The organism is Pseudomonas mandelii (assembly GCF_900106065.1).
GTDB lineage: Bacteria > Pseudomonadota > Gammaproteobacteria > Pseudomonadales > Pseudomonadaceae > Aquipseudomonas > Aquipseudomonas mandelii.
On sequence record NZ_LT629796.1, the window covers coordinates 344696 to 359971 of the forward strand.

Consider the following 15276-nt stretch of genomic DNA (forward strand, 5'->3'; position numbering starts at 1 on the left):
CCATGGCCCGTGGCAGGCACGGCGCCCAAAATGCGCCGCCTCACTTGTCATTGCTTTTGCGAGGTTCACCATGTACACCGCCATCGGATACGCCGCCCAGTCGGCTACCACTCCCCTCGCCCCCGTGAAATTCGAACGCCGCAGCCCAAGGGCCGACGATGTGGCAATCGATATTCTCTACTGCGGCGTCTGCCATTCCGACATCCATCAGGCCCGCAACGAGTGGGGCATTGCCGTTTACCCGTTGATGCCCGGCCACGAGATCGTAGGCAAAGTGACAGCGATAGGTGCGAACGTCACCCAACATAAAGTCGGCGATCTGGTCGGCGTCGGTTGCATGGTCGATTCTTGCCGCAGCTGCGAAGCCTGCCGGTCCAACCTCGAGCAATACTGCCTCGAAGGTCCGACCATGACCTACGCCACCCCGGACCGGGTCGATGGCAGCAACACCATGGGCGGCTACTCCGACAGCATCGTGGTCAGCGAGCATTTCGTTGTGCGCATCCCCGAGAAACTCGACCTGGCCAGTGCCGCGCCGATCCTCTGTGCCGGCATCACCACTTACTCGCCGCTAAAGCACTACGGCGTGAAGGCCGGCGACAAGGTCGGGATTCTCGGCATGGGCGGCCTCGGCCACATGGGCATCAAGTTCGCCAAGGCGATGGGCGCGGAAGTCACGCTGTTCACCCGCTCGGCGAGCAAGGCTGAAGAAGGTCGTCGTCAAGGGGCGGACCACGTGATCGTGTCCACCGATGCCGAACAGATGAAGGCCGCCGCAGGACATTTCGACTTCCTGCTGGACACCATTCCGGTGCAGCACGACCTCAATCCCTACCTCGATACGCTTCGTTTCGACGGCGTGCACATTATGGTGGGGTTGATCGAACCGGTCGATCCACCGGTCCACGCCGGCAAACTGGTGATGAGCCGTCGCGTGTTGGCCGGCTCGCTGATCGGCGGCATTGCCGAAACCCAGGAAGTGCTGGATTTCTGCGCCGAGCACAACATCACCTGCGACATCGAAATGCTCGACATCCGCCAGATCAACGAGGCTTACACCCGCATGATCGCCGGTGACGTGAAGTACCGCTTCGTCATCGACATGGCGACGTTGAAGGTCTAAACCTTCGCGCCGAGTTCTGCCGAGAGCCGGGCCGTGACCCCTTTGATCAGGGGAATCAGCTCGGCCATTTTTTCCAGCGGCATGTACGGCACGGTGCTGGCGATGCTGATGGCGGCGACGATTCGTTTACTGGCATCACGGATCGGCGCCGCCACACAGCGAATCGACGGTTCGTTATCTTCCAGATCGAAGGCATAACCGCCGGCCACGTATTCGACCATGCGCTGCTGAAACTGCTCCCAGGACTGCTCCGGGTGCAGCGGCCAGAACAGATTTTTCCCACCCGCCGGCAGGCTGACTTCGTACAGCCGTTGCCATTCTTCCTGCGAGTCATCCAGCATCAAGGCCTTGCCGATCCCGGTGCGCGCCAACGGCATGCGATGGCCGACCCGCGAGCGCATTTCCGGGCCATTGCGCCCCGGATTCTTGTGCAGGTACAGCACCTCGTCGCCTTCACGAATCGCCAGGTGAATGGTGTCGCCGGTCAACGCCGACAACTCGTCCAGATACGGCCCGGCCAGAGTCACCAGCGGCAACTCTTCACGCGCCTGGAAACCCAGCTCGATCAGCTTCGGCCCCAGCAGGTAACCGACTTGCGGCACCACGCGCAGGTAACGCTCGTCCACCAGGCAACTGGCCAGACGATGGGTGGTGCTGCGCGTCGTACCGATCAACCGGGCGATTTCCTTGAGATCGCGGGCGCCGCTGGCCACGGCCTGAACCACACCCAGGCCACGAAGCAGTGTCTGAGTGCCGGTCGGCGCGGCGTCCTTGGCGATTTTTGGGGCGTCTTCCTGCATATCCAGCCTTTACCGTTGAGCGAGTGAACGGGCGGCATTATGGTCGCCCGATGGCTGCCACTACAACTTGATACGCTCGACCTTGCCGACCAGCAGGATGTAGGAAAGCGCGCCAATCAATGCAAGAACCGAGATGTAGGTGATCGCCGGGGCGAATGAATCACCGGTTGCCAGGAAACCGATGACAATCGGCGTGGTAATCGCCGACAGGTTGCCGATGAAGTTGAACACCCCGCCGGTCAATCCGAGCAACCGCGCCGGAGCGAGCGTTGATACCAGCGACCAGGTGATCGAAGCCAGCCCGTTACCGAAGAACGCTAACGCGAGGAAGGCAATCACCAGCGGTGTCGATTCAACAAAGTTGGCGCCGATGATCGAGGTGGAAATCAGCAAGCCGCCAATGATCGGCAACTTGCGCGCGAAGCCCACGGTGTAGCCGCGACGGATCAGGAAGTCGGAGAAGAACCCGGAACACAGCACGCCGATAAAGGCGGCGAGAAACGGCAGCGACGCCAACAGGCCGGACTTGATGAAGTCCATGCCACGGTATTTCACCAGGTAGGTCGGGAACCACGTCAGAAAAAACCACAGCGTCGAGTTGAGGCAGAACTGACCGAGGTAGATGCCCCACAACTTGCGTTTGGTCAGAACGATGCCGAGGTCGGTCCAGCTGAATTTCGCCTTGACCTTGGCTTGCTCGGCCTGGATATCCACCAGCCCGCCACCTTCGCGGATCAGCTCGATTTCGGCGTCGTTGGCACCTTTGAAGTCCCGTGGCTCGCGATACACCGCGTACCAGATCACCGCCCAGAGAATACCGACCGCACCGGTGCTGACAAACACCATGTGCCAGCCAAACTCATGCTGCAGCCAGGCGAGTACCGGCGTCAGGAACGCCAATCCCACGAACTGTCCGGAGGTATAGAAACCGATGGCCGTGGCGCGTTCGCGTTCGGGGAACCAGGTGGTCACCACCCGACTGTTGATCGGATACGCCGGCGCTTCAAGGGCACCGACTGCCATGCGCAACACGAACAGTGCGATGAAGCTGGCGGCGAAGCCGAGCATGACGGTGGCGATTGACCATAGCAGCAACGCAACGCTGTAAAGGATGCGCGGCGGCACCCGATCCACCAGCCATCCGCCAGGGATTTGCATAGCGGCGTAAGTCCAGCCGAAGGCCGAGAAAATCAGCCCGACGTGGATCGGGTCGATGCCCAGTTCGCTGGTCAGCGCGGGGGCGGCGATGGACAGGTTGCTGCGGTCGAGGTAGTTGATGACCACGGTGATGAACAGCAGCACCATGATGAAAAAACGCTTGCGGCTGGGCGCCACCAACGACGCCTGCCCGGTAAGGGTTTGCGGTTGCATGGGGAATGCCTCTTCTTATGTTTATTGAGGTCGTGATCGTTCCCACGCTCGCGTGGGAATACAGCCAGGGACGCAGAGCGCCCGGTGAGGCATTCCCACGCAGAGCGTGGGAACGATCACCATGGTGGAGTCAGGAGGAACTCACCACTCAGCAAAACTGCCATCGGCATGGCGCCAGATCGGGTTGCGCCAGCGGTGGCCGACAGCGGCGCGTTCGATCACGTATTCCTCGTTGATCTCAATGCCCAGGCCCGGGCCGTTCGGGATCTTCACGAAGCCTTTGTCGTAATCGAACACTCGCGGATCTTTCACGTAATCGAGCAGGTCATTGCTCTCGTTGTAATGGATGCCCAGGCTCTGCTCCTGGATGAACGCGTTGTAGCAAACCGCATCCAGTTGCAGGCACGCCGCCAGGGCAATCGGACCCAACGGGCAATGCAGCGCCAGCGCCACGTCGTAGGCCTCGGCCATGTTGGCGATCTTGCGGGTTTCGGTGATGCCACCGGCGTGGGACGCATCCGGCTGGATGATGTCGACGTAACCTTCGCTGAGCACACGCTTGAAATCCCAGCGCGAAAACAAGCGCTCGCCGAGGGCAATCGGGGTGCTGGTCAGCGGCGCCAGTTCCTTCAGCGCTTCGTAGTTTTCGCTGAGCACCGGCTCTTCGATGAACATCAGTTTGTACGGGTCGAGTTCCTTCATCAGCACCTTGGCCATGGGCTTGTGCACCCGGCCATGGAAGTCCACACCGATGCCGACGTTCGGGCCCACCGCGTCACGCACGGCGGCAACGTTGGCCAGGGCGAGGTCGACTTTCTCGAAGGAGTCGAGGAATTGCAGCTCCTCGGTGCCGTTCATTTTCACCGCCGTGAAACCACGCTCGACCGCTTCTTTCGCCGCGCGAGCGGTGTCCGCCGGACGGTCGCCACCGATCCACGAATACACGCGAATCTTGTCCCGCACCTGACCGCCCAGCAAATCGCTGACCGACACCCCCAAGGCCTTGCCCTTGATATCCCACAACGCCTGATCGATACCGGCCAGGGCGCTCATGTGAATCGCGCCGCCGCGGTAGAAGCCGCCGCGGTAGAGCACGGTCCAGATGTCTTCGATGTTGCGTGGGTCTTTGCCGATCAGGTAGTCGGACAATTCTTCAACGGCAGCGGCGACGGTATGTGCGCGGCCTTCGACCACGGGCTCGCCCCAGCCGGTCACGCCTTCGTCGGTTTCGACCTTGAGGAAGCACCAGCGCGGCGGAACGATGAAGGTGGTGAGTTTGGTGATTTTCATCTGTTGTCTCTCTTATAGATGTAGCGCGCTCGGCGCCAGAAAGTCTTAACGCAGAGCGTTCCATGCAGCGACATAGGCCTTGGCGTTTACCGCCACGTCCTCAGGCGTCATGCCCGGTTTGAACAACCCGGAACCCAATCCGAAACCTTTCACACCGGCGTCGATAAACACCTGCATGTTGTCCGGCGTGATCCCGCCAACCGGCGCCAGAATGGTTCCGGCCGGCAGCACCGCGAGCCAGGCTTTGACGACTGCCGGCCCCATCTGCTCGGCCGGGAACATCTTCAGCACGTCCGCCCCTTCGGCCAATGCGGCGAAGGCTTCGGTCGGCGTAGCAACGCCCGGCGACAGGTACAACCCTGCCGCTTTTGCTGCCCGCAACACTTTGGCATCACTGTGCGGCATGACGATCACCTGACCGCCCGCCGCTTTCACTTGCTCGACCTGTTCCGGTGTCAGCACCGTACCCGCGCCGATCAGGCAATCGGCGGGCAAAGTACTGCGCAGGATGCGGATACTGTCGTAGGGCTCAGGGGAATTGAGCGGCACTTCGATGACGCGAAATCCGGCGGCATAAAGGACTTCGCCAATGGCGGCCGCTTCTTGCGGGCGCAGGCCGCGCAGGATCGCGATCAGACCGTTTTGCGCCAGTGCTTGCTTGAGCATGTCAGACCTCCAGTCAGGTTGAACGGGATGGGTGTGCGGCGATCAGTCCGGCGGCGACCGCCAATTGCCACAACCCGCGTTCGGTGGCTTGTTCGGCCAGGGTCACGCGGGTAAAACCACAGGCGTCGAGGGCCCGGCTGTAGCGGGCACACAGTTGGGAGTTGCCAATGAGGATGATTGAAGGCAGGTGAACGCTGTTGCGTCGGCGTCGCTGAACGTTGGCCAGCGCCGACAGTTCGTGGCCGATCAGCAGGCCGGACAAGTAATCCGGTTGGGCAGTGGCGCAGAGCTCACCGGTCAGCCCGAGGCTGCGGGCGCTGAACAGCGTCGACAACGGACCGATCTCGCCCTCCGCCGACAGCGCCACTTGCACACCGCGATCAAACGCCTGGCCATCAAACGACGCGCCCTTTTGCTGGGTACGCCCGAGAATGCTGTGTTCACTGAGCACGGCGAAAATCTCGCCGGTCATGAAGGTGTCGAAATGCACGATGCAGCCGTCGGCCACTTCCACCCATTTCGAATGACTGCCTGGCAGGCCGATCAACAGGTCAGCGCCCTGCTCGAGCGGCAGATTCTGCAGGACACCCAGCACTTGGGTTTCTTCGCCGCGCATCACGTTCGGCAAGCGCGAACGCTGAATCACGCCCGGCACGATGTGCACATCAACACCGCGAAGACTGCGAAGGGTTTGTAGGGAAGTTCCAAGATTGGCGACGTTCGCCGGTGTATCGCAGTAGGCCGCTTCGCGCCAGCCCTGGGCGCTGCCGACCATGCCACAGGCAATCACCGGCAAATCCGGCTGCGCGTCGAGCCAGTCACCGCACGCCTCGTCGAAGGCCAGTTCAAAACCGTCGGCGCATTCCTGACCGTTGATGATTCGCGGTGTCCGGGGCAGCTGCATGATCCCGGACGACAGCGAACGCTGTTCCAGCACCTGGCCACCCGCGGCGAGTTTGTAAGCACGTAATGAGGTCGTCCCCCAATCGAGCGCGATCAATTGCGCCAGCATCGCTTCACCTGTTTTGTTTATTGGCAGTGAGTGAGCTGGACTATAAACCCTGACGCGGAAAAATCTCAATATATAAATATCACTCCCATATTATGGGATTTACAAGTGTGACAGGATTTTCTTCGCCAACGCCTTAAAATGCCCGGCCATCGGAACGGCACCCAGCCCTCAAGGAAGAAAAATGAAGATTGCTTTAAAGGCGCTGCTGTTCTGCAGTGCTCTCTGGTCCACCGCAGCATTCAGCGCATCGAAAGAATTGAAGGTGGGCGATATCTGGGCCTACAAAAACCGGCCGGGCGAGGATGGATCGACACTGACGATCCTGAAAATCGAAAATTATCCAAAATTGGGCAAGGTTATTCACATCAGGGTCGATGGCTTTCAGATGATCAATCCGGTGACAGGTAGCGAGTTCAATGAAATGCCACACCTACCCTTCCAGGCAAAAGCCTTGGAACGCAGCATCACCCACCGGGTGGGGGAAACTGCAGAGATTACGGATTTCAGTCAGGGTTATATGGCATGGCGAACGGCCTTTGATGAGAGGAAGGCCGGGGCTTTCAAGATTACTGTTCGACAAGTCCTCGACGGATTGATCAAGAGTAATTGGGAAGCCAGTGACTGAGTTATTGAGAGGCTGTTTATCGCGGCAAAACATCCTCGAATCGCATGGATTCGTTTTACTGGTGAGCAATAGCCTTCAACAGCTCTGCGGTCGGCACGTGCATGACTTGGGAGAAGTACGTATTGTATGTAGTAGTATGAACTCGATAAACACACGAAATAAAATCACGCTTCTTCAATAGCGGAATAAGGGCCTCCCCTTCCAAATAATTCTCTCCTCCTTTTCCGCTTTCCGACTCACTAAAAATGACATTCGCTCGATAGAGCAATGGTGCAGACTCACTCACTTTTTCCACCAAACCAAAACCGGAACGCTTTATATGGTGCGCTTCGCTAAAATCAAGATCATCCTCTAAAGAACAGACTAACCCCTCACCTATTCGCGACTTAAACAACCCAATAAGTTCCACATCGGAATTGAAAAAAACCTGGTAAATTCCAGTATTACGAAGTTCGTTTACACTGGAATACTCAAGTGTTGCGACAGGTCTTCCGTGATTGAGAGAACACGATGCACTCATCAAGATTGCTAAAAACAAAAAAAACTTATGCATCCAGAATCACTCCCTGAAGTAGTTCAAAATCGATTCATTGAATATTTGGCGGGCAGACTTGCCTCCTGGCAATGTCTGCACAAACATTCTGTCTGCATCAGCATGGTTAACATCCACCCGCCCCATCACATTGGGTCCTTGTGTTACTTCCCACTGTTCACCAAAGTCCGCGACCAGATCCGACGCATTCCAGTCTACCGCTGCTGCCCGAATATTCACCCAATAGTCAGCCTTGGGGATCGGCTCTCGTCTATAGATACTTGAGATGCCGTAAACAATTTTCCCTTCACCCACGGGGTCCAGTGTAATCAGCATTTTTACTTTGAAGCCTTTGTCTGTCAGTACACTGGAAAGGTGGGCACCATTCCAGCCGCCGAGACTGTGACCAACGATGTAAATCGCGGAGGAGCAATTAGGTATTCTACTCAACACATTGCGCTCAAGATCATCATCACTAATAAAAGCATTATAACTGAGCACCCATGAAGGACAGCGCTTCAAAATCTCTAGTTGTTTTGCGTCGCCAACAGCAATTCGACGCACATAATCAATATTATTATTAGGCCCTGTGCCGTAGTAACTTTCCTGATCGCCCGCACCACCAATAAAAAATATAACCAAGTCTCGCAAGGTGACAAGCACCTGCTTAACAGCCTGATCAGTCTTACAGGTCAATGTATGTATTTTTACTTCTCTTTTAGGTAACGCTTGTTTCACCGCCGCAGTTTCACCCGCCATGCCAATCACTCCACAAACAATTTAATGGTCTCGGCCAAATGGGAACTGACTGTGTGAGTAAACCCGGACGCATCCGTCACGCCATGCTCTTCGCTGCCGTCACCACGTTGAATGGTATAGGGGTGATAAGGAATCGGCCCACCGGTCGCGTCATTCACCACTTGTAATCTGTCGGTAAAATGCACCGGCATCGGAAGCAACCCACTAAAAGCTGCTCCGCCTCCGCTTTACCCGATGATAACGGTCCCGGAACCGCCGATAACTACGTTGCCGTGCCCGCCCGTGCTATCGAGGGTTGCGGCGTTGAGACCATTGATGAATACCGTCCCCGAAACAGCGCCGGTAATCGGGCTGCCACAGGCAGATTTGTCCGTCATGCGAGCAGCTGCCAGACCATCGAAGAAAACATCTGGTGATCCAGAAACAATCGGATTGGTGCCATGTCCGGGTAACGGGCACGAAGTAGGGTCTGTAACGCGCGCAGCAGGTTTTCCACTCAAGTTAAAGCTCCTTGCTTTTGAGTTTTATAGCGATGGTGGCAACCATCAGGGCGCAAAGGAAATGCACCACCATCGTTCAACCAACCGGACAGTCGATGGCGAACATGACGAGTGTCGAGTGATGAAGACGTCATAGACATTGCAGGTGTCATCCGTGAGCGCGCAAAGGCGCAGAGGATGACGGACTAGACGGGTAGGATCAACTCCCCTCAGCAAACTCCCGCAATACCTTCCCATCCATCCGATACCGGACCCACTCTTCCTGCGGCTGCGCGCCCAACGACTTATAAAATTCGATCGCCGGTTTGTTCCAGTCCAGGACGCTCCATTCGAAGCGCCCGCAGTCATTGGCGCAGGCGATTTTGGCGAGGTGGCGCAGCAAGGTTTTACCGGCGCCGCCACCGCGTTGCTGGGGGGTGATGTAGAGGTCTTCGAGGTACAGGCAATTACTGCCGAGCCAGGTGGAATAGCTGAAGAAGAACACCGCGAAGCCGATCGGCAAGCCGTCGCGCAGGCAGATCAGGCCGTGGGCGGTGGCGCCTTCGCTGAACAGGCTGCGTTCGATGTCGGCAACGCTGGCGATGACTTCGTGACGGGCACGTTCGTAGTCGGCCAGTTCAGTGATGAACCCGAGGATTTGCGGTGCATCGCTGGGGGTTGCCGGGCGGATCTCGATCGTCATGGACGTGCCTTTGTCGAAAGTTGAAAACGCCATACTAAGTCGGCGCGTGGTTTGTGGCGAGGGAGCTTGCTCCCGTCCGAGTGCGAAGCAGTCGTAAAGGCTGGCAACTCGGTATTAACTGAAATACCTTTGCTCCCGGGATGGGGTTGCTTCGCAACCCGGCGGGAGCAAGCGCCCTCGCCACAAAAGCGCGTTCACTTCAAAGGAAAGTCATGGCCACTGATGCTTTCGCGCCGCTGCAACTTCTCGCAGCGCAACTGCTACCCCACGCACTGGAACCCTCGGAAGATGGCGCCCACGATGGGTCCCATCTGCAACGGGTGTGGCACAACGTGCGAACGCTTCATGCTGAAGAAGGCGGCGATCTCGGAGTGCTGCTGGCGGCGGTGCTTTTGCATGATTGCGTGGCGGTGGAAAAGAATTCGCCGTTGCGCTCACAGGCCTCACGCCTGGCTGCTGAAAAAGCATCTGCCGTGCTAAGCGACATGGCTTGGCCAAGTGCAAAAATCAGCGCAGTCGCCCACGCCATCGAAGCCCACAGCTTTTCCGCCAACATCACCCCGACCTCGCTCGAAGCCAAAGTCCTGCAGGACGCCGACCGCCTCGACTCCCTCGGCATGCTCGGCGTAGCGCGCACGTTCTATATCGCCGGACGCATGGGCAGCGCCCTTTACGACCCGCAAGACCCGGAAGCGACAGCGCGGGACTACGATGACAAACGCTTTTGCCTCGATCACTTTCAGACCAAGTTGCTGCACCTGGCGGACGGTTTCCAGACGATCACCGGCCAGCGGCTGGCGCGCGTCAGGCATGAGCGCCTGAAGGGTTTTATGGTGCTGTTCAAGGAAGAAATCGGCATCACCTGAGCGCATTACTCCGGCCTGCGCTAACCCTGGCATCGATAACCCCAGACCTAACAATGTCGAGGTACATGGTAGATAGAGGGTCAGCGTTTTTATCGGGTCAAGGAACCGCGTCATGTCTACCGCTACGCCCCACGTCTCAAGCAGAGTGTTCGGCCTGTTTTGCCTCGCCAGTTATTTGCTGTCGCTGTCCTACGGCTCGACCTTCCTGTTGTCACTGTTGATCGGTTCACGGGGCGGCAACGAACATGATGCCGGCAGTGTGATTTCGGCGGCGATGCTCAGCACATTTGCGGCGGTAGTTGTCTCCGGGCACCTGTCTGACCTGCTCGGCGCGGCGCGTTCGATTGCGCTGTTCGGCGTGTTGTTGGTGGCGGCCAGCCTGGGCTTCGCGCTGACGCCGGGGTTCGGCAATCTGTTGCTGTTTTTCGGACTGCTGCTGGGGCTGGGCTGGGGGGTGTTTTACACCTTGGGGCCGATGATCGTGGCGAGCCTGGTGACGCCCGCGCAACGCGCGAAATATTTTGCGCTGCTGTCGGGCAGCATGATGACCGGGATCGGCAGCGGGCCGCTGTTGGGCCGCGCGGCCAGTGCGTTCGGTTATCCCGTCACCGCCGCCTTTTACCTTGCCGCGTTGGCCAGCCTGATGGGTGTGTTGCTGTTCTGGCGGCTGCATTCGCAACTGAAAAAAACGCCCTCGCCTACCGCCACTGTCGCCCGCATTTCCTGGCGCGCGACGACTCAGGTGCTGTCGTCGAAGGCAGTGTTTCCGATCATCATGGTCGGCCTCGGCGGGTGCGTATTCGGCGGCCTGTCGAGCTTTCAAACCAGTTACGCAGCGTCTCGCTCGCTGGATTACTCGTTGTTCTTTTTCGGCTTCATGGGCGCGGCAATCAGCAGCCGGATGTTGATCGCCGGGATCGTGGTCAAGCGCGATGCATTGCGCGCTTCGTGCCTGCTGTCAGGCGTGATGGCGGGTTCGATTGTGCTGTTCAGCTTCGTGGTCGATAGCGAGCTCAGCTACGTGCTGGCAGCGATGATGCTCGGGGTCGGCTACGGGCTGACGTACTCGGTGATCAATGGCCTGGCGGCGAACGAAACGCCCCACGGCACCACTTCGCAATCGTTGTTGCTGTTCAGCCTGTCGTACTTCATCGGTGTATTCGGCTTTCCATTGCTCGCCGGGAAGATCATCGTCGAACACGGAATGACGACACTTCTACTCACAGTTCTCGCCATAGGGCTGTTGAACTGGCTGATCACCTTGGGCCGCTTGATCTGGCGTCGGGTCGACAGCAGCAAATCGTTGCAACAGGCCTGAACCGTTCGTCGTTCATCAGGCACCAATCCAAATCGGGGGCGGACCAACATCAGGTAAGGACTCTAATTAAATGGAGACGACACCATGATCATGTCCCGCTTGACCGCCCTCGCTCTCGCCACGCTGTTGTCCTCTGCCGCTTTCGCGGCGACCACCGCCACGGGTACCGGCCCGACCAACCCGGTTGAAGGTCAGAAAAATCCGACCACCCAAGGCTCACCCGGCATGAACACCAACGGCACGGGCGTAGACAGCAGCCAGCCTCCGTCAACGGGCACCGACCCACGGATTCAGGGCAACGATACGGGCCGCCAAGGTGGCATGAACATGCCGGACACCCAGACACCGGATAACGCCGGCGCCGGCATGGGCTCGAAAACCACCACCGGTGGCTCGGGTTCCGAAGGCGGCGCCAGCCAATAGTTCGCCCACGCGAGTTTCACCTATCCACATCCATGAAGAGGTAACCATGAACGTCGATAACAACCTTGAGAAAGAAGTCCTGACCCGTCTGCTGCACGCCCATCCAAATGGCTTGGGCAAGGAGGTCCTGGACAATTACCGGGGGGAGAAAATCGTGGCCAGCACCCTCGCCACGCTGCAGGATCGCGGGCTGATTCAGCACGGGCATGTGACCTGCAACGAGGCCGGCGAACACTCGCTGCAACTGCCGATCAAACTCAGCGCGGCTGGGGTTGAGGCGGCGCGCAAGCTGGACGTTTAACAAGATGGATCAGGTCGCAGTCGTGCGCGGCTGCGACCGTTTGAGCGACTCTACAAGTAGCAGGAGAAATCCCATGCCTCGTGGAAGCAAAGACAAATATACCGCCGAGCAAAAGCGCAAGGCCGAGCACATTGAAGAAGGCTACGAGCACAAAGGTGTCTCGAAAGATGAAGCGCAGGCGCGCGCCTGGGCAACGGTGAACAAGCAGTCCGGTGGCGGCGAACGCAAGGGGGGCTCCGGGCGCAAGAAACCGGCGAGTGCCAAATCAGAAGATCGCAAGGAATCGTCACGGCGTGCGGTGGCCAGTCGCGAAGGTCATTCGCGTGACAGCAAGGCTTCGCGAGAGACGCAGACGGTTGACAGTTTGAGGAAGGAAGCGACTTCGAAGAAGATTCCGGGGCGCTCGAGCATGCGTAAACAAGAGTTGATTGAGGCGTTGCGCAAGGCTGGGTAGAAGCCTGATTTTTTTTATTGAATGTAGTGGCCCCTTCGCGGGCAAGCCTCGCTTCTACAGGTTAGGGTTGTAGCGAAAATCCGCGTATGACCAAATCCCTGTAGGAGCGAGGCTTGCCCGCGAAAGCGTTATGTCAGGCGCCGAAAGTCTTCCTGATTAACGCATCCACCTCAGCAGTCCCAGGCGAAGTCGCCGGCCCCCACCGAGTGACTGCCAGCGCCGCTGCCGCATTCGCCCGCCGCGCCGCTTCACTCGCCGACAACCCTCGCGCCAACCCGGCCAGAAACACCCCGGCATGGGCATCGCCAGCACCATTGCTGTCTACCGCTTCAACCTTGAAACCGGGCAGATGCTCTCGCTCGCCGCGCTGACTGATCCAGCACCCTTGCGGCCCATCGCGCACCACCATCAACACCTCGGCCGGCAGGTGATCGGTGAGCCTGTCCAGCGCCTCGGCAATGTCCGCCGCCCCGGTAAACCGCAGCGCCTCGACACTGTTGCTTGTCCACAGATCAATGCGCGGCAACAACGCCTGCATCAATGGCGCGTCCGGCGAGTCCACCAACGGGCCGGGATCGAACACCACGTTGATCACTTTCGGCAAACCCAGCACCCAATCCAGCAGCGCCTGGGCCTTGCCGACATGCAACAGGCTGTAGCCACTGACATACACGTAGTCACCCGCCTCGGCCGGCACGCTCGCCAGGTCCTCGGTGGTCAATTCGCCCTCGGCGCCGATGTAGGAAATGAAACTGCGCTCAGCCGAGGCATCGGTCACCGCAACGCACAACCCCGTATCCCGTTCGGCCTTGTGTGCGATGCCGATCCGAATGCCTTCAACCTTCATCGCCTCACGGGCCAGGTCGCCGAAACGACCGGTGCCATGACGACCGAGGTAGACCACCGGCAGCCCGTTACGCGCGGCGGCGGCCATCACGTTAAACCCTCCGCCGGCTTCGAAACTGGCGGATTGCGCCAGCACATCGCCGCCCGGTTGCGGCAGTTTGTCCACGGCCATGACCAGGTCGATGATGACCTGGCCGGTGTGCAGCAATCTAGGCATGAGCGTTCTCGGTCATTGCGGCACGACGATCCCTGGCCCCACCGAGTACAAAATAAATCCCGCCGGCCACCAGGAACGTCACGATCCAGCCCAGGCCGTTATGGCCCAGCCACGAATCCGAAAGAAAACCGCGGAACCAGACGTTTTGTTCGGTGGTGCCAATGGTGGTGAAGCTGAAGCCCAGCACGATCGCCAGCGCCCACGCGCCAAACGCGCGCCATTCGATACCGCCGTTGTACCAGTAGGCACTGCTCGGGCTGACGTCCAGCAAGTCTTTGGGGCTGTAGTAATGACGATGTATCAGGTCAACGACGAAGATCCCGACCCACGCCGTGATAGGCACCGCCAGCAGCGAAATGAAGGTAATGAACGGGCCGTAGAAACTGTCGGCGATCAGCATGAAGTAGATCGAACCGGCGAAGATCGCGACGATGTCGACCACCACGGCGTAGACGCGCTTGACCTTGAGGCCGAGGGTCAGCGTGGTCAATCCGGCGGAATACACCGACAGGTTGTTCGACAGCAGCAGCCCGCCGAACGCGGTGATCAGGTACGGCACGGCCATCCAGGTCGGCAGCATGTCGCGGATCGCGATGATCGGGTCGGTGGCCGAGGCCAGGTCGTTGTTGCCCACCGACAGCAGGCCGCCGAGGGTGATCAGCAGCACCAGCGGAATCCCCGCACCAAAGGCCGCCGACGCGACCAGGCGCACGGCTTTGACGCTGCGATGCTGATAGCGCGACATGTCGGCACCGGCGTTGGCCCAGCCGATCCCGGTGCCGGCGGCCATGGTGCCGATGCCGATGATCATCGCGCTCAAAGGCGCAGGCGTAGCGTTGAACACCGCGCTCCAGTCGATGGTGGCGCAGAGGAAGCCGCCGACCAGAATGTTCAGCGCACCGAACACATAAGTCGCCCACTTCTGGATCACCAGCAAAGTAGCGTGACCAAGGCCGGACACCGACAAAGTCAGCAGCACGAAAATCGCGATGAAGACCAGGGTCAACACCGGTGCGCTTTTGGCCTCCACCGGCGAACCGAACAGGATCGAGCACAGCGACAGCAGCACGAAGGCGGCGGTGGTGGTGTTGACGGTTTCCCAGCCCAGCCGCGACATCAGCGAAACCAGGGTCGGGCCGATGTTGCCGCGCACCCCGAAGATGGCGCGCGACAGCGTCAGGCTCGGTGCACGACCACGACGACCGGCGATGGAGATGATCCCGACCACCGCGAAAGAACCGGCGGCGCCGAGGATCGCAACGATGATCGCCTGCCAGATCGCCAACCCGCGAAACGCAACAAGCGTGGCACCCAGCGGCAGGCCGAGAATGGAAATGTTAGCCGCGAACCAGACCCAGAACAGTTGCAGCGGGTGACCGTTGCACTCCGCTTCCGGCACCGGTTCGATGCCGCGGGTTTCCAGTTGCCCGGCGCTTTGCCCGGCGTTCGATGAACTCATGAAAATGCTCCTGTTGCCTTTGTTGTGGTTGT

17 protein-coding genes and 1 pseudogene are annotated in these 15276 nt (G+C 59.1%); 7 read left to right on the plus strand and 11 right to left on the minus strand.

Annotation, left to right across the window (positions count from 1 at the left end; all coding sequences use genetic code 11):
* Nucleotides 1-70: 70 nt before the first annotated feature.
* Nucleotides 71-1123 carry an NAD(P)-dependent alcohol dehydrogenase gene (locus BLU63_RS01470; protein WP_010461781.1) on the plus strand — a complete coding sequence of 351 codons (1053 nt, stop codon included), beginning with the start codon at nucleotides 71-73 and terminating at the stop codon, nucleotides 1121-1123.
* On the opposite strand, the gene BLU63_RS01475 is transcribed toward BLU63_RS01470, so the two are convergent.
* From BLU63_RS01475 to BLU63_RS01495, 5 genes are all read right to left on the minus strand, one after another.
* On the minus strand, nucleotides 1120-1923 hold the full coding sequence (locus BLU63_RS01475; RefSeq protein ID WP_010461783.1) for an IclR family transcriptional regulator: 804 nt from the start codon (nucleotides 1921-1923) through the stop codon (nucleotides 1120-1122). The genes BLU63_RS01470 and BLU63_RS01475 overlap by 4 nt on opposite strands.
* A 60-nt stretch (nucleotides 1924-1983) precedes the next feature.
* Nucleotides 1984-3294, minus strand: coding sequence for an MFS transporter (locus tag BLU63_RS01480; protein WP_010461785.1), 1311 nt, complete (start codon nucleotides 3292-3294; stop codon nucleotides 1984-1986).
* A 141-nt stretch (nucleotides 3295-3435) separates the two neighbouring features.
* Nucleotides 3436-4584 (minus strand): galactonate dehydratase, encoded by a 1149-nt coding sequence (gene dgoD / locus BLU63_RS01485; RefSeq protein ID WP_008152275.1) that lies wholly within the window; start codon nucleotides 4582-4584, stop codon nucleotides 3436-3438.
* A gap of 45 nt (nucleotides 4585-4629) precedes the next feature.
* Nucleotides 4630-5250 carry a 2-dehydro-3-deoxy-6-phosphogalactonate aldolase gene (locus BLU63_RS01490; RefSeq protein ID WP_077747979.1) on the minus strand — a complete coding sequence of 207 codons (621 nt, stop codon included), beginning with the start codon at nucleotides 5248-5250 and terminating at the stop codon, nucleotides 4630-4632.
* A 13-nt stretch (nucleotides 5251-5263) separates the two neighbouring features.
* Complete coding sequence (locus tag BLU63_RS01495; protein ID WP_083374741.1) at nucleotides 5264-6262, minus strand: 2-dehydro-3-deoxygalactonokinase; 999 nt, start codon at nucleotides 6260-6262, stop codon at nucleotides 5264-5266.
* Between the two features lie 181 nt (nucleotides 6263-6443).
* On the opposite strand from BLU63_RS01495, the gene BLU63_RS01500 reads away from it, so the two are divergent.
* Nucleotides 6444-6887, plus strand: coding sequence for a hypothetical protein (locus BLU63_RS01500; protein ID WP_077747981.1), 444 nt, complete (start codon nucleotides 6444-6446; stop codon nucleotides 6885-6887).
* Nucleotides 6888-6942: 55 nt separating this feature from the next.
* Here BLU63_RS01500 and BLU63_RS01505 read toward each other — a convergent pair whose 3' ends face one another.
* From BLU63_RS01505 to BLU63_RS01520, 4 genes and pseudogenes are all read right to left on the minus strand, one after another.
* The gene (locus BLU63_RS01505; protein WP_083374742.1) at nucleotides 6943-7440 is read right to left on the minus strand and encodes a hypothetical protein; all 498 of its coding nucleotides are present in this window, start codon (nucleotides 7438-7440) and stop codon (nucleotides 6943-6945) included.
* 6 nt (nucleotides 7441-7446) lie between these two features.
* Nucleotides 7447-8178: an alpha/beta hydrolase gene (locus tag BLU63_RS01510; RefSeq protein ID WP_083374743.1), complete on the minus strand. Its 732-nt coding sequence runs from the start codon at nucleotides 8176-8178 to the stop codon at nucleotides 7447-7449.
* 5 nt (nucleotides 8179-8183) lie between these two features.
* A pseudogene (locus BLU63_RS01515) lies at nucleotides 8184-8678 on the minus strand (PAAR domain-containing protein).
* A 199-nt stretch (nucleotides 8679-8877) separates the two neighbouring features.
* Nucleotides 8878-9360 (minus strand): GNAT family N-acetyltransferase, encoded by a 483-nt coding sequence (locus BLU63_RS01520; RefSeq protein ID WP_010461803.1) that lies wholly within the window; start codon nucleotides 9358-9360, stop codon nucleotides 8878-8880.
* A 212-nt stretch (nucleotides 9361-9572) separates the two neighbouring features.
* Between BLU63_RS01520 and BLU63_RS01525 the strand changes: the two genes are divergently transcribed.
* The 5 genes from BLU63_RS01525 to BLU63_RS01545 all read left to right on the plus strand — a co-directional run bounded on the left by BLU63_RS01525 (nucleotide 9573) and on the right by BLU63_RS01545 (nucleotide 12722).
* Nucleotides 9573-10226, plus strand: a complete 654-nt coding sequence (locus BLU63_RS01525; protein ID WP_083374744.1) for an HD domain-containing protein — start codon at nucleotides 9573-9575, stop codon at nucleotides 10224-10226.
* A 112-nt stretch (nucleotides 10227-10338) separates the two neighbouring features.
* A complete protein-coding gene (locus tag BLU63_RS01530; protein WP_083374745.1) occupies nucleotides 10339-11544 on the plus strand; it encodes an MFS transporter in 1206 nt (401 codons plus the stop codon).
* A gap of 84 nt (nucleotides 11545-11628) precedes the next feature.
* Complete coding sequence (locus BLU63_RS01535; protein WP_010461809.1) at nucleotides 11629-11967, plus strand: hypothetical protein; 339 nt, start codon at nucleotides 11629-11631, stop codon at nucleotides 11965-11967.
* A gap of 46 nt (nucleotides 11968-12013) precedes the next feature.
* Complete coding sequence (locus BLU63_RS01540; protein ID WP_010461811.1) at nucleotides 12014-12268, plus strand: hypothetical protein; 255 nt, start codon at nucleotides 12014-12016, stop codon at nucleotides 12266-12268.
* Between the two features lie 73 nt (nucleotides 12269-12341).
* Nucleotides 12342-12722 (plus strand): Rho termination factor N-terminal domain-containing protein, encoded by a 381-nt coding sequence (locus BLU63_RS01545; protein ID WP_010461813.1) that lies wholly within the window; start codon nucleotides 12342-12344, stop codon nucleotides 12720-12722.
* A 133-nt stretch (nucleotides 12723-12855) separates the two neighbouring features.
* Here the strand turns inward: BLU63_RS01545 and BLU63_RS01550 are convergent, their stop codons facing one another.
* The gene (locus BLU63_RS01550; RefSeq protein WP_083374746.1) at nucleotides 12856-13785 is read right to left on the minus strand and encodes a PfkB family carbohydrate kinase; all 930 of its coding nucleotides are present in this window, start codon (nucleotides 13783-13785) and stop codon (nucleotides 12856-12858) included.
* Nucleotides 13778-15244, minus strand: coding sequence for a purine-cytosine permease family protein (locus BLU63_RS01555; RefSeq protein ID WP_077747988.1), 1467 nt, complete (start codon nucleotides 15242-15244; stop codon nucleotides 13778-13780). Before BLU63_RS01555 ends, BLU63_RS01550 begins: the two co-directional genes overlap by 8 nt.
* Nucleotides 15245-15276 lie beyond the last annotated feature (32 nt).

What these genes read in the sequence shown, in the direction of transcription:
- BLU63_RS01545 (WP_010461813.1), top strand. Translation starts at nt 12,342, where the DNA reads ATGCCTCGTGGAAGCAAAGACAAATATACCGCCGAGCAAAAGCGCAAG.
- dgoD (WP_008152275.1), bottom strand. Translation starts at nt 4,584, where the DNA reads ATGAAAATCACCAAACTCACCACCTTCATCGTTCCGCCGCGCTGGTGC.
- BLU63_RS01550 (WP_083374746.1), bottom strand. Translation starts at nt 13,785, where the DNA reads ATGCCTAGATTGCTGCACACCGGCCAGGTCATCATCGACCTGGTCATG.
- BLU63_RS01500 (WP_077747981.1), top strand. Translation starts at nt 6,444, where the DNA reads ATGAAGATTGCTTTAAAGGCGCTGCTGTTCTGCAGTGCTCTCTGGTCC.
- BLU63_RS01475 (WP_010461783.1), bottom strand. Translation starts at nt 1,923, where the DNA reads ATGCAGGAAGACGCCCCAAAAATCGCCAAGGACGCCGCGCCGACCGGC.
- BLU63_RS01510 (WP_083374743.1), bottom strand. Translation starts at nt 8,178, where the DNA reads ATGGCGGGTGAAACTGCGGCGGTGAAACAAGCGTTACCTAAAAGAGAA.
- BLU63_RS01505 (WP_083374742.1), bottom strand. Translation starts at nt 7,440, where the DNA reads ATGCATAAGTTTTTTTTGTTTTTAGCAATCTTGATGAGTGCATCGTGT.
- BLU63_RS01525 (WP_083374744.1), top strand. Translation starts at nt 9,573, where the DNA reads ATGGCCACTGATGCTTTCGCGCCGCTGCAACTTCTCGCAGCGCAACTG.
- BLU63_RS01540 (WP_010461811.1), top strand. Translation starts at nt 12,014, where the DNA reads ATGAACGTCGATAACAACCTTGAGAAAGAAGTCCTGACCCGTCTGCTG.
- BLU63_RS01555 (WP_077747988.1), bottom strand. Translation starts at nt 15,244, where the DNA reads ATGAGTTCATCGAACGCCGGGCAAAGCGCCGGGCAACTGGAAACCCGC.
- BLU63_RS01495 (WP_083374741.1), bottom strand. Translation starts at nt 6,262, where the DNA reads ATGCTGGCGCAATTGATCGCGCTCGATTGGGGGACGACCTCATTACGT.
- BLU63_RS01520 (WP_010461803.1), bottom strand. Translation starts at nt 9,360, where the DNA reads ATGACGATCGAGATCCGCCCGGCAACCCCCAGCGATGCACCGCAAATC.
- BLU63_RS01535 (WP_010461809.1), top strand. Translation starts at nt 11,629, where the DNA reads ATGATCATGTCCCGCTTGACCGCCCTCGCTCTCGCCACGCTGTTGTCC.
- BLU63_RS01480 (WP_010461785.1), bottom strand. Translation starts at nt 3,294, where the DNA reads ATGCAACCGCAAACCCTTACCGGGCAGGCGTCGTTGGTGGCGCCCAGC.
- BLU63_RS01530 (WP_083374745.1), top strand. Translation starts at nt 10,339, where the DNA reads ATGTCTACCGCTACGCCCCACGTCTCAAGCAGAGTGTTCGGCCTGTTT.
- BLU63_RS01470 (WP_010461781.1), top strand. Translation starts at nt 71, where the DNA reads ATGTACACCGCCATCGGATACGCCGCCCAGTCGGCTACCACTCCCCTC.
- BLU63_RS01490 (WP_077747979.1), bottom strand. Translation starts at nt 5,250, where the DNA reads ATGCTCAAGCAAGCACTGGCGCAAAACGGTCTGATCGCGATCCTGCGC.